This is a genomic window from Butyricimonas faecalis, from assembly GCF_003991565.1.
Classification (GTDB): Bacteria; Bacteroidota; Bacteroidia; order Bacteroidales; family Marinifilaceae; genus Butyricimonas; species Butyricimonas faecalis.
This window is the reverse complement of the sequence record NZ_CP032819.1, coordinates 1703691-1716768: the sequence shown is the minus strand read 5'-3', so window position 1 is coordinate 1716768 and position 13078 is coordinate 1703691. Positions and strand designations below refer to the sequence as shown.

The 13078-nt window shown below is 31.5% G+C and carries 11 protein-coding genes; 3 read left to right on the top strand and 8 right to left on the bottom strand.

Features of this window, described 5'->3' with window-relative positions; genetic code table 11:
- Positions 1–9: 9 nt before the first annotated feature.
- The 4 genes from D8S85_RS07725 to D8S85_RS07710 form a co-directional block, all read right to left on the bottom strand.
- Positions 10–345 carry an alkaline phosphatase family protein gene (locus D8S85_RS07725; protein WP_127074953.1) on the bottom strand — a complete coding sequence of 112 codons (336 nt, stop codon included), beginning with the start codon at positions 343–345 and terminating at the stop codon, positions 10–12.
- A gap of 565 nt (positions 346–910) precedes the next feature.
- On the bottom strand, positions 911–1996 hold the full coding sequence (locus D8S85_RS07720; RefSeq protein WP_106480200.1) for a glycosyltransferase: 1086 nt from the start codon (positions 1994–1996) through the stop codon (positions 911–913).
- A gap of 339 nt (positions 1997–2335) precedes the next feature.
- On the bottom strand, positions 2336–2767 hold the full coding sequence (locus D8S85_RS07715) for a glycosyltransferase family 2 protein (protein ID WP_172726484.1): 432 nt from the start codon (positions 2765–2767) through the stop codon (positions 2336–2338).
- Positions 2768–2772: 5 nt separating this feature from the next.
- Positions 2773–3936 (bottom strand): glycosyltransferase, encoded by a 1164-nt coding sequence (locus D8S85_RS07710; protein WP_127074951.1) that lies wholly within the window; start codon positions 3934–3936, stop codon positions 2773–2775.
- 419 nt (positions 3937–4355) lie between these two features.
- On the opposite strand from D8S85_RS07710, the gene D8S85_RS07705 reads away from it, so the two are divergent.
- A complete protein-coding gene (locus D8S85_RS07705; protein ID WP_127074950.1) occupies positions 4356–4748 on the top strand; it encodes a hypothetical protein in 393 nt (130 codons plus the stop codon).
- 537 nt (positions 4749–5285) lie between these two features.
- Here D8S85_RS07705 and D8S85_RS07700 read toward each other — a convergent pair.
- From D8S85_RS07700 to D8S85_RS07685, 4 genes are all read right to left on the bottom strand, one after another.
- A complete protein-coding gene (locus D8S85_RS07700) occupies positions 5286–6575 on the bottom strand; it encodes an oligosaccharide flippase family protein (RefSeq protein ID WP_106480196.1) in 1290 nt (429 codons plus the stop codon).
- 30 nt (positions 6576–6605) lie between these two features.
- Positions 6606–7520 (bottom strand): GumC domain-containing protein, encoded by a 915-nt coding sequence (locus tag D8S85_RS07695; RefSeq protein ID WP_158641523.1) that lies wholly within the window; start codon positions 7518–7520, stop codon positions 6606–6608.
- 80 nt (positions 7521–7600) lie between these two features.
- Positions 7601–9418: an aminotransferase class I/II-fold pyridoxal phosphate-dependent enzyme gene (locus D8S85_RS07690; protein WP_106480194.1), complete on the bottom strand. Its 1818-nt coding sequence runs from the start codon at positions 9416–9418 to the stop codon at positions 7601–7603.
- Positions 9419–9502: 84 nt separating this feature from the next.
- Positions 9503–10528 (bottom strand): hypothetical protein, encoded by a 1026-nt coding sequence (locus tag D8S85_RS07685; protein WP_127074949.1) that lies wholly within the window; start codon positions 10526–10528, stop codon positions 9503–9505.
- Positions 10529–11028: 500 nt separating this feature from the next.
- Between D8S85_RS07685 and D8S85_RS07680 the strand changes: the two genes are divergently transcribed.
- Entirely contained in the window at positions 11029–11931 is a 903-nt protein-coding gene (locus tag D8S85_RS07680) for an NAD-dependent epimerase/dehydratase family protein (protein WP_158641522.1), read from the top strand.
- Positions 11928–12914, top strand: coding sequence for an MraY family glycosyltransferase (locus D8S85_RS07675; protein ID WP_127074948.1), 987 nt, complete (start codon positions 11928–11930; stop codon positions 12912–12914). Before D8S85_RS07680 ends, D8S85_RS07675 begins: the two co-directional genes overlap by 4 nt.
- The last annotated feature ends 164 nt before the right edge of the window (positions 12915–13078 follow it).

Genomic DNA, 13078 nt, shown 5'->3' with positions numbered 1-13078 from the left:
TGGGTTACACTACATTTTCTGGGCTGTAATTTTGTTTGGTTGGGGTAAAAGTCCTGTTAGATAAATTATTTGTCTGTCACTTGATTCTCCCGACTTTGTTTGAGGGAGTATATGTGGAAAATAATATGTATTTTCTTTTTTTAGTTGATTAAGATTAGGTGTTATTGCCTTTCCGTTGAAATAAAGATCATTAGCATATGACAAAAACGATTCGACAATAATAATGATTATATTATTTGATGAATTTATAGGTCGTATATTTGAAGATTGGGCGAAAAATAATGGTTCAAATTTTTGATCTTCTTCTGAAAATTGTTTTGTTGTGTCAATCGTCTTTATTTCCATGATGAAATGATATGTTATCCCGTTCCGGAAAGTTGATTCTGTTGGAGAATACATGTATGGGGAGATAAATTTGTCTTTTAATGTATAAGATTTTAGGAAGGTAGAACAAAAGAAGAGTCCTGTTAATAGTATGGCTAAACCTAAAAAACTTAAAAATACTTTCCATTGACATTTAGGTGATATTATATGCAATATGCGTTGAGTGATGATTACAAAAATTATTGTTGAAATGGGGATAATACAATCTAGTACTTTCATACTGTCGATAATATTATTTTTCAAACCGTGTAAGTTATTGAATTCACAATATAAAGATATCGAAATATACGCATGAAAGTTTCGACTATACCAAATATTTGCTAATGTGAATATATCAATGAATATAAGTAAGAAAATAGACATGTTTTTACTCCTGCTGATGAGGGGTATAAATGCACATAACAAAAGAGATGTATCTATAATTGCAGTACTGATGTTCTCCAAAAGACCAATAGGATTTATTGTCCATTTTTCTGTAAAAACACAAAAAGAAGCAATATCCCTATTTGTTTTGAAAAAAGATGAATCAAAAATTTGCACATCGACCGTTGTTTCTTTTATATATTTTTTGATATAATTGTTTGTATGTATCAGCCATTTTTTTCACGGTGAAATCGGCTAAAAATGTACATCTTGCTTGTGTGGATAATTGAGAGTATAGTTGAGGATTAGTGGTTAATTGAAGTATTGTTTCTTTAAATGCTTGTGATGAATTTTGAACTGTAAAACCTGCTCCAGTAGATAGTAGTTCTTTAATACCGCCAACATTTGATGCTATGACTGGTTTACTATAGGATAATGCTTCTATAATAGAAATTGGAAGCCCTTCGAAATTAGAAGGTAAAATGAACAAATCTGAGTATCGAATATATAAAGATGCGTTTATGACACTACCTAAAAAATACGTATTAGACGAATGTTTACATTGAATATCACTAGTATTGCCAATCCAGATAAACGCAAAATTAGGTAATTGCTCGGCAATATCAAGGAATAGGTCTAGTCTTTTAGGTGGTTCTGTTCTTGCAATACACAAAATAAGTTTGTCATATTGTTTTTTTAAATTTTGAATTTTTTGTGCGATTGGGGCAGAAATACCTTCTGTTTGTAATGTGTTATCTTCGATTCCATTATATATATAACATATATTTTTTTGGATATGTTCTTTTTTTAAATTTTCGAAATCATAACGACTTACCGCAACGATCTGTGCTGCTCGTTTTTTTAGTAATTTTTCAAGCCATAAAAAAGACTTGTTAGCAATACGTATCGTGTCAAAGCCATGTACTGTATATACAATTTTCCTTTTGGGGAAGCATAGACGTCCTAAAATTCCAATTTTAGAAGAATGTAGATGAATAATATCTGGTTTTAAATGAAAGCGATAATATAATAACTTGAATATAACTATGAAGTCTAAAAGAGAAATAGCTCGTTTTAGTTGTTTAATTTTGATGATACATACGTTAGGATGCAATGCTTCCCATGCGTTACCATCGGAACCGGAAATGACGAATACTTCATTATCTGTTGATTGTTGATTTGCTAAATTGATAACAACAGATTGTGCCCCTCCCAGGGTCGAACGTGTTATAATATGGACAATTCGCATCTTATTTTATATATTTCAATATTAATCGGCGTAAATATTTTACAAGAGAAAAAGCGGATAAAATAATCCAATAGAGAAAATTAATATATCTTTTTTGATAGCAGTATTGTAAATTTTCTAATTCTCCTTTTTCCATTTTCCATAATTTGGAAGATAAGTTTTGGGATGAATTGTTGATATTGTTACTATTTTGAGAATATTTTACTAATGGTATATTTAAAATTGCACATGAATGTTGGTGACATATTTCTAACCAAAGTTTGTAATCCTCTGAATATTTCTTGTTAAAGTCAAATGGTGGATTTGGTAGAATATCTTTCCTTACGAGTACAGAGGATGTTATAAAGTAGTTTTTGAGAAGTAATTGGTTAAAACTGATAGTTTGTATAATTTGTGCTGTTTTATTTTTTTGAGAGATTCTCCTAGAAGAACAATGTTGGGGTTTTGTAATAAATATTTTTGTTGTATTTCAATTTTAGAAGTATCCCATATGTCATCACTATCAAGAAATGCAATCCAATCTCCTTTGGCTAGAGTGATGCCATGATTTCTAGCGGCAGCGGGACCTGCATTTGTTTGTTTAACGAGTTTTAAATTCGTGATGTTGTGTTGTTCTTTGAAGTTTAAGATTAATTGATAAGATTGATCTGTAGAACCATCGTCAATTACTATTACTTCGTGGACGGCTAGGGTTTGGGAAAATATGGACAAAAGTACTTGTATAATATTTTGTTCCGAGTTATAGCAAGGTATGATAACAGAGATCTTCATATACTTTATTTTAGTAGCGTTGTTTGAATTTTTTTTGTCCATTCTTCGACAGTTAAATCTGCGATACCCTTATGTATTGTTGATTTTTTTATAGGATTTGAAAGAATATCATTAATTCTTTTTGCATATATTTTTGGTGAATAGTCAGAAATATAGCCATTTCCCCCTTCTTGAATAAGTTCTTCTGTCCCTCCTACGGGTGTTGTTACAACAGGAATTCCTAGATACAGGGCTTCAACAATTACAGTGGGAAATCCTTCAGAGTAGGAGGAAACTAATAAACAATCAGATGTTTTTAAAAGAGGATAAGGATTAGGTAAAAATCCGGTTAGAATTACATCCTCTGTTAATTGGTTGTTATTTATATAGTTTGTGAGATTATTTCTTTCATTTCCTTCTCCAATGATAATTAATTCTATTTGTGAATTGTTTTTTTTCAAGATGGATAATGCTTCTAGTTGGAGCATGACATTTTTATTTTGGTCAAGTCTACCAATTGATATAAGACGATATTTTTTTCTTTTGGGAATAGAAACAGGTTCTTTTGATAATATTTCGATGTGGTTAAAATTGTATCCATTGTTAATCATTGTGATTTTTGGATGACTGAATGGGAATAATTTTTCAATTGATTTCTTTGTATTTATGGAGATGGGAACAATATGATCAGCTTTTTTTAATGCATTTTTTTGCATTTTGAAAAGGGCTTTATAGATATATCGTTTTATACCATGATAGTTTTTCCATTCAAGATCATAAATGGAACCATGGAACCACATGATTTTTTTTGAAGAAGAATTAGGACTATGTGCAACTAAATATGATGTATATAAATAATTGAAAGAAATTTCAAAATCATAATGCCGTGAATGAATATAATATTTATATACCCATTTGGGAAAAATAAATATCATTAAAGATAGTAATATACGATGAATATGTCCCCAAAATCTATTACCATTGTGAATCTGTAAATATTTATCTGTAAATGACATCGATTTTAATTTGCGCACATTGTCGGGTAGTTGATATGAGTGGGTAGAACATTCTAAACGTTCGATCAAATCTATTTGATAATGTTTAGAAAGCTCTTCTATTAAGGTATATAGAACCTTTTCGGACCCCCCTCCTGTTGATATTGTGAAAGGAATAATTAATATCTTTTTCATGAGAAATTTATCTGATGTTTTTCCGATACAAAAATAGAATAATTAAAGCAGGAATTGCATTGTAAAATAAGAATTGTCCCATTACTTGGAAACTTTGTAAAATGGATGAATTAAATAATATGGCAATATAAAAAATTGCTGCACGAAAGAGCAATTGAGAGTCCATGCTATGTATATATATATGATTTAAATAGGCATAAAAATATCCTATTAAGATAAAAAAGAGTATAACCAAGATATATCCACCATTCATGTAACATTCAGATTGTGTATGAAAAACGAGATCGCTTCTTCTACTAAATCCGAAATATAGTTGATTGTAAATAGTCAAACCAGAATGATCTCTAAATAGTTTTCCGATAGCAGGAAGGCTATGGAAAAATGAATTGATGATTGTGCATTTGAACTCATTATTCTCAATGACTGGAGTGATCATGTGTGCTCCTCCTGCATATAGTTCAACTGTTTTAGCTAGTTCTTGTGTTTGTATGGAGTATGCTGTTGTAGAAGCATTAGGTGATGTACGTATATCTGCAAAGGCGATTAGAAAATATAGGCAAATAATACCACACAATATTGCTGGAATAGGCTTGATTTTTATGATTTTCGGAGTAAATGCGGCAAATAAAGTTAGTAAGGGGTATACCATACTTTGTCTATTACTATTTAGAGAAAAGAATAATATCAATATGGCAGATAAAAAAAGTATACAAAATTTGAAGACGATGTTTTTGTTATTAAAACAGATAAGTGTTAAATATCCCAATATAGCAAAAGGAAGGAAAAATTTAGCCCAAATAGAACATAACTGAATAATTTTATTTTTAAAACCAATAATTTCTTCTGTTTCGGATAAATAAATGTTTGAAAGATAGGTGTTTATATCTCTAAAATATATAATTAATGAGAATATTCCAAATAAAAGAAAAATAGAGGATACAATATAAATTTTCTTGTGATTTATTTTGTATTTATATACGTTATTTCTAGGCTTTAATTGAAAATATGTCCAACCGCTTATAAAGGATATATACATGAAGAGTAAGATGATATAACTTTGAAGTATCGTTTCTTGTGTGAAGTCTTCATTATATCCTCCGACACTTGGATAACCGTAAAATATAGCAATACAAGGTATAATGTAAAGTCGAAAGAAAAATATAATAAAAGCAAAGTTTTGAGGTGCAAATAAATATTTGAAATTAATGTTGAACTTATGATAACTGAGGTTGGAAACAAGTAAATAGAAACATACAACGCCAGACTCTATTGCAAGAAAATGACCTGAAATTATTTGAAAAAAGACAAATAGGCAGAAACATAAAACAGTACAAATAGAATTCATTGTATTATATTTTAAGTTTATATTTAAATATACAGAGAACAATAGTTCCCATTAAAAATGAAAAAAAATAACTTATTGGTAAAGCATAAATAACTTCATGCTGATTAATTATATGGACAGTAATAATTAAAGTTATGGCGATTGCTGCATCGGCAATTGTTCTTATCCAGGTTTCTCCGTGGGCAATAATTGTTTGACCAAGGTATAAATTTATAGTTGATAATAATCCTGTGAATAAAATGATTTTAAACACGACATGGGATGTTATATATTCAAAGTGATATAAATCTTCTATAATAAAATGTGAAAAAATAAGTGATAAGATTACGATTACAGTGGCGATTCCAAGGCTAAAATATAAACCAAGTTTTTCGGTATTTTTGTAATCTCTTGTTTCTTGCATTGAAGTGAGCCATGGTAATGCTACTCGTGATATTTGAGTTGGGAAAAATTGGATTAAGACTAACCATTGATAGGCGATAGCAAATATACTTAAAGCATTTTCTCCTCCTTGTGTATTATAAATAATATAATTTGCATACCATTGTGCTGGTGCAACAAATATTGCGGCGCTAAAAATAGGAATTGATAATTTGAAAATTTCAGAATAAACAGAGTTAGAGAGTTTCCAAGTTAGTGTGATTGTATATTTCTGACAATTTTTTCTAATGAAGTAATAATTACAGATTAAACTTAAAATGAAACTAATTGAATTTCCCAAAACTCCGCCTTGTACACCATGTTTTGCAACTAAAGTATAAGTAATTGCTATGGAAATAATTCCTTTTAAAAGGCTAACTTTTGCGACATCTTTGAATGCTTTAAAGCCTAATAAGATTGCAATTTGTACTAAGTCTAAAGCACTTGTTAGGAACCAAATTATTGCAGCAATAAGGGTAAGTATGGAGGAAGTTTCCCATATTTTAAACTCAACAGGTAAATACTGAAGAATTATTCCGACAAAAGAAACAATCAGAGAAGCACTACATACAATAATATAAATAGCAGGGATCAGTCTTCCTATTTTTCCTTTATCATGGAGATATTTGGCAACTAGAACAGTGGCAATGACATTGAGCCCAATAACACCAAAAGTATGTAAGCCTGCGTTTGCGGAAATAAATAGCGTGTATTCTCCCAGTAATTGTTTTCCTAATATTCTAGCGATGAGAATATTAGCAATGAAATTTAAACCTTGGCTGAGAATACCAGCTAAAGTCCCCCAAAATAAAGATTCGAAGAAATATTTGCGTTTTTTGAATTGTTCTTTTATAGAATTACTTATAAATGACATTTTGTGAGGGCTAAAATCTTATATGTTTCTTTAATCATTTTTATTACTCCAAGAATTGATGATTGGGTGAATAATTACAATATATAAACTGACAAGTATTCCTAATAATCCAAATACTGCTATGTAAAAAATTATACTTCTAGGAGAATTAGTTGGAGAATTTGGTATAATAACAGGATCTATTGTGGTGATATAGGTTGATAGGTTTTGTTGAGTTAATTTTTTTTGTTGTAATTGTTTGGTTAGCGTTGTATTTAGCGTGATGAGTGTTTGATATTCAGTTTCTAATCTTATTAGATCGGGAGTTGAAACAGAATGTTGTTTTTTTGCCTTTGTGAAGTTTAATTTTTGTAGCTCTTGTTGTTTTTGAATGATTTTTTCTAATACTTCATTTATGTTGTTTTGTAATAATACAATAGCAAGTTCTTGTTGTTTTGAATACCAATTTATTAAATAATTGCAGAGGGTTTGCTGTATTTTTAGTGCTAGGCGAGCGGCTTCTATAGGGGTTGGCATGTTTGCTTCAATGAAAACGGTTTGATTGGCTTCATCAACAGATATTTTGAAATTATTTTTAATCGGTATTATATTTTCTAGTTCTTCAGATCGCAGTAGAGTTGAATCTGTAATAGAATTTGAATCTATTAATTGAACTAAAAATGGGATACTTTGTGCAATTTGTGGATATAGTCGTAATGGAAGAATATTTTCTTTTTTATCTAACCCGAAATTATTTTGAATAACTACTCCTTTGTCATTATTTATATTATTGAATAAGACTAAGGTGGAACATTGTGCAGAATAAGAAGGAGGTGTTTTCATCTTGAAAAATGTTCCGATTCCAATTATAATAAAAATTCCTATTGTAAAAAATATAATTTTTTTCTTTTGTACAAGGACCGAAATCAAATTAGTTAAATTGTTCATTTGTAATTGTGTGCTCATATTTTGTTTCATTTTTGTATGTTTACTTTGAATACAAATATAGATTATAATTTGCCTATTTAGCAAGAAATCAAATTTGTTTATATTGCTTGAAGTTCTTTTAAGGCATTTACTAATGCGTTGTTATCATTCGTGTCTCGAATGGCAATACGGATATAGTTGGATGAATTAAAAGCTGATTTAGTGCTACAATCTTTGATTAGTATATTGTAATGTTTTAATAATAATCTAGTTAATTCTCTTGATGTGTATTGTTTTATAATTTCACATAGAAAGTAATTAGCTTGCGATGGGATGATACGTAAAAAATCTATTTGTTGTAGCTCAGATAAAAAACGTTTCCTTTCAGCGATAAATTTTGAGCAAGCATTTGAATAGTCTTGCTCGTATTTACCGAAAATTTGCATATAGAATTCTGCAAACGAGTTGATATTCCAAATGGAAATATCTTTTTTTATCCATGCAATTAATGCTTTATCACTAGATGCTAGTATTCCTAATCTAAGTCCTGGAACTCCGTAAGATTTTGAAATACTTTTTATTACAACTAAATGATTATAGTCATCTAATGTTTTATTATGTAGTAATGAATTGTTGGGATAACCTTCGGAAAAATCAACAAAAGACTCGTCTACTATAAATCGAATATTCTTTTTCTTTGTCCATTCGGCTAGTTCTAGCACCTCTTTCATTGGAACAAAATTGCCAGAAGGATTATCTGGATTTATTAATAGTAATGTCTGAATGTCTTTTTCTGCGAAATAATTCATAATGTCCTTTGCGGTATAAGAAAAATCACGATTATCTGGAATGTAGGTAACGAGTTCTTCTTGTTTTTTCCTATTGGGATATTCTTCGAACGTGGGGAATATAACTCCAATTTTCCCATGTAATTTCTCTATTAGACTTTTTATTAGTTCTGCAGCACCGTTTCCAATACATACGTAATCACTTTTTATACCAAAGTATTTCCCTGCAAGTAAAGAATTTATTTTCATGCCAGAAGGATATTCGGTCAATAATATGTCAAAATTGGCTTTTAATTCTTCTTTCATTTTTTTAGGAGGAAAGTATGGGTTTACTAAATAACAAAAGTCTAATAATGATGGAAATCTCCAATATCCACCGTATCTAGATTGATATTTTATTAATTGGTCTTTCTTAGTAGCGAAAATTGTTTCTGCAATGTCTAAATCTTGTATGTCATCAATTTCATACCATTTTTCCCCATTTAATGGTAATGCTTTTAAATGAGTGTCGTCTAGACGAGAGATGACTTTTAGGACTTGTTCATAATATTCATTGTGTCCTAAAGCTTTGCAATAAGCGTCTAGAAAGGGAACATATTTGTGTTTTGAGAACTCTTTACTGAATTTGTAGATATTGACAGTTTTGTAATAATTATGTGCATCTGAATATTTAAATGCTTTTTTGGAAACAAAATTTTCAATATTATTTTCTTCATCCAGCGTGACCATTGTGCCATCCATCCAAGATTCGTATTTATCTACCAATGCAATATCAGGATATGGGTTGTCAATTATTTTTCGGAATAGTGAATTATCAAATATTAAATCAGATTCAATTAGAAGAGAATCATCTTCTTGTAATGATTCTTTGGCTAATGCAAGTGAATATATATTGTTGGTCTTATCGTATATAGGATTGTAGATGTATTCTATTTTTGTGTTTAAATAATTATCACCTAAATAAGAACGTAGTTTTTCTCCTTGATACCCAATGACGATGATGATTTTTTTTAAACTCAATTCGGAGAGTTGAGTCATTAAGCGATCGATTAAAGTAATACCGTTAACTTTAACCATGCATTTCGTGTTATTTTGGGTTAGTTCTCCTAGTCTTTTCCCCATTCCCGCTGCCAGAATAATTGCTTGCATATATTTTTATTTTGAACGTTCTGAAAATAATTGAATCTACTTTTTAGTAGGGTTATACATAATTGCATGAAAGAACCTTGGGTATTAAGATCTTTCGAATGGATAACAAAATTCAGGTAACTCTCTTTCTATTTTTTCTAAAACACTTTGAGGAACGGGATAACGTTTCCATAAACAAGTGTTTTTTATCGATATTGCAGGATCAAAGTTGCGTTTTGGAAAAAGGTGATCTTCTTTTTTTAAACCAAGAAATGCATTGACTTGTTCTGCAAATTCGTCATAGTGATAAATGGCATCTTCAAATTTTATTCTCAGTATATTTGAATTTTCCGGTTCAAATATAAGTTTTTTACGAATACCTCTATAAAGGGCAATATATTTATCTAAATCTAAAGGGATCCATCCCTCTCTCCAATAAAAATAATTATCGATATAGTGATCTCTAGGATCTCTGTCAACGATAACTACCTTTAAGTTGTTGCAATAATTGAAATAACGATTCACATTTGTTGGAGGAAGCAATTGGTCGAAATATATAAAATCAAATTTGTGTTGAGGATCAAGAGACTCACAAAGAGATTCCATGTATTCTTTTACACATTGATAAAAATATTCTGGTTCTGGATTGGAGAAATACATCGGAGATTTCGGGAGATAACGGGCTATATATTTGCGATTACCGCCTAGAAGTCGTCGAATTCTTGGGTATAACTTATACATAAACAATCGTTTCGTTTTTGGGGCAATAATTTGATGATGCTCCCAGTAACCGGGCCATTCAACATCTATAAGTTTATTGATAAATTCATAACTTATTTTTTTGAAAGCACCTTTGAAGAATTTCTCGTAATGTTTTGCTAATAAATCTCCAGATTGATATTCGATATAATGAATAAAATCTCGTATCGCAATATCCGTGTTCATTCTATGTTGATTGTGTAGCAAAGCATCTTCTAGGGTTGATACTCCACCATAATCTTGTAAAAAACGGAATTCATAATCTCCTGGATTATGAATAGATGGAAATTCTAATAGATAATCTGTAACAATTCCAGAACCTGTATTTCCGAAACTTGCACATGTTACGATTTTGTATTTTTGTTCATTCATTGTTCTAGAAATTTGAGTGAAAAGATTGGAGCCTTTTATGTGTGACAAATATAGGAAGAATTTTGGATGTAGAGATGAATTTAATATAGCTGTATTGGTATCGAACATTTATGAATGGATAATAAATATAAAAATAAATGTAAATAGTATGTGTGTAATTTGAATTAATAGACATTGGTGGAGGTGTAATTGTTTGATTATATTGTGTATATATGTATTTGTGATACATGTATTTGTTAATAGTTTGTTAAAAACAAAAAACATCATTTTATGACGCAACCATTGATGTACTTTTACATCTTGATTAAAAACAACACACACAACACTATTATTGGTATATATGAGAACTAATAAAACATCTGAGGTCTATACGACGTAAAAGAGGGGAGGATAAAAGGAGAGAGCGTATCCTATTTTTAAACACGCTAAGATGAAATAATAATGATATCCCATGTATATGGGAAAGCTAGAAGTTTATGCCGTTTTAAATGGATCAAGGAATGAAGAAAATATTGATTATTGGAGGAGATAGTTTTATTGCTGGGCAATTTATAAATAAATATGTATCAACGGATTCTATCACGTGTTACAGTCGTAGACCGACAGGATACGAGAAGGAGATCGTTGTGAAAGCATTTCGAGATATGCCTGTTGAGGCATTTTCAGGATTTGATGCGGTAATAAATTTTGCGGCTATTGTGCATCGTCCCGAGGTAAAAGATCAAGAGCTTTATGATGACGTGAATTATCGGATGGCTTGTTTGTTAGCACAGAAAGCAAAACAGGCTGGAGTACGTCAGTTCGTACAGATGAGTACAATAGCGGTCTTTGGTTGTGCCAGTCGAATTTCTGAGACAACCCCGGAAAGACCACAGACTTATTACGGAAGTTCTAAACTTAAAGCAGATAAAGAGTTAGTGGCAATGAGCGATCGGGAGTTTAAAACTGCGATTATTCGTCCTCCGATGGCTTATGGGGGAGGTATGGCTCCGGGTAATATGTTGCGTTTGATTCGTTTGGTAAATAAACATATTCCGCTACCTTTTGGTTCTGCCCGGAATAGTCGTGATTTTATTAATGTGAAAAATCTGGTTGAATTTATTCATTTAGCAGTGGAGAAAGAGGTTGAAGGAGTATTCTATCCGACGGATAAAGTTCCTTATTCTACGCGTAACGTGATCGAGGAAATTTCTCGTCAATTAGGGGTACACACGATAAATTTGCCTTCTCCTTCCATATTTTTGAAGCTGGTAGAGAAGGTTCGTCCTGATCTGTATCAGAAACTCTGGGGAGATGTGGTTATTGATCGTCAGTTAGCATTGAGTGCTATCGGTTATGAGCCTCGTTATACTTTGGAGGATGGAATACGTGAGATGGTTGAATCGTTTAAGCAACAGAAATGATAAATTGGATCTATGGATTTGTTCTCTTGCTGCTTTTCGTGCTGGAGAACATTTATTTTAAGATAGCCAAGCGGTATAATATTTTGGATATTCCTAATGCAAGGAGTTCTCATCATGCGATTACCCTACGAGGAGGTGGGGTGATTTTTTATTTAGGGGTACTCGTGTATGGATTGATCTTTGATTTTTTCGCACCTTGGTTTTTGTGTGGGTTGACATTGGTGGCTTTGGTGAGTTTTATTGATGATATGCACCCGCTTTCTGCCAAGATCCGTCTTTTGGTCCAAACCTTTTCTCTGTTATTGCTTCTCTTACAGTTGGGTGTCCACGAAGTCTCGTGTGGATACGTGGTTGAGACTTTATTTTTCGTGGTTGTGGCTTTGTTCTTCGGATTGGCCATACTCAACATTTATAATTTCATGGATGGTATTAACGGTATTACCGGAGGATATAGCCTGGTTGCCATGTTGGCGTTATGGGGAATCGATGCTTGGATTCTCCCAATAGCGCCGACGGGGTTTATTCCTGTGATAATACTTTCGTTGTTTGTATTTAATTTTTATAATTTCCGTTCTCGTGCCAAATGTTTTTCCGGGGATGTGGGGGCTATATCAATGGCTTTTATTATCCTCTTTTTGTTGGGGAACTTTATAATACCTACCGGACACGTCTCGGTATTAATATTTTTAGCTGTTTACGGGATAGATGGGGTGTTGACGATTATACATCGTATCTTGTTAAAAGAAAATATTGGTCAACCCCACCGGAAACATTTGTATCAATTGTTGGCTAACGAGGGAAAATTTCCCCATTTATCAGTTTCTTTGATTTACATGGGAGTGCAGGCGATTGTTAATGTGGGGTATTTGTTGGTGTTGGTGTATGCACCCGAGCGTACGCTGATGTATTTCATGATTGCATTGGTCGTGTTGTTGGTCGTTTATTTGCCTTTGAGGCGTAAATTTTATGCGTTAAGGGGATAAGTGCAAGTTTTATCGGGACATATTAGGCTGGAAACGATAATAAAATTCAATGTTTGATTTTTGATTTTCAATTAATACCGTATCTTTGTGACCGATCCGGCATATACGTCCATCACGATTGATTTAGAGATTCAATCGTGATGGACGTATGGGATGGTTGCATA

Bases quoted from the DNA above. Each gene is read 5' to 3' on its own strand.
- D8S85_RS07725 (WP_127074953.1), bottom strand. From the start codon at position 345: ATGGAAATAAAGACGATTGACACAACAAAACAATTTTCAGAAGAAGAT.
- D8S85_RS07720 (WP_106480200.1), bottom strand. From the start codon at position 1,996: ATGCGAATTGTCCATATTATAACACGTTCGACCCTGGGAGGGGCACAA.
- D8S85_RS07715 (WP_172726484.1), bottom strand. From the start codon at position 2,767: ATGAAGATCTCTGTTATCATACCTTGCTATAACTCGGAACAAAATATT.
- D8S85_RS07710 (WP_127074951.1), bottom strand. From the start codon at position 3,936: ATGAAAAAGATATTAATTATTCCTTTCACAATATCAACAGGAGGGGGG.
- D8S85_RS07705 (WP_127074950.1), top strand. From the start codon at position 4,356: ATGACTGGAGTGATCATGTGTGCTCCTCCTGCATATAGTTCAACTGTT.
- D8S85_RS07700 (WP_106480196.1), bottom strand. From the start codon at position 6,575: ATGTCATTTATAAGTAATTCTATAAAAGAACAATTCAAAAAACGCAAA.
- D8S85_RS07695 (WP_158641523.1), bottom strand. From the start codon at position 7,520: ATGAGCACACAATTACAAATGAACAATTTAACTAATTTGATTTCGGTC.
- D8S85_RS07690 (WP_106480194.1), bottom strand. From the start codon at position 9,418: ATGCAAGCAATTATTCTGGCAGCGGGAATGGGGAAAAGACTAGGAGAA.
- D8S85_RS07685 (WP_127074949.1), bottom strand. From the start codon at position 10,528: ATGAATGAACAAAAATACAAAATCGTAACATGTGCAAGTTTCGGAAAT.
- D8S85_RS07680 (WP_158641522.1), top strand. From the start codon at position 11,029: ATGAAGAAAATATTGATTATTGGAGGAGATAGTTTTATTGCTGGGCAA.
- D8S85_RS07675 (WP_127074948.1), top strand. From the start codon at position 11,928: ATGATAAATTGGATCTATGGATTTGTTCTCTTGCTGCTTTTCGTGCTG.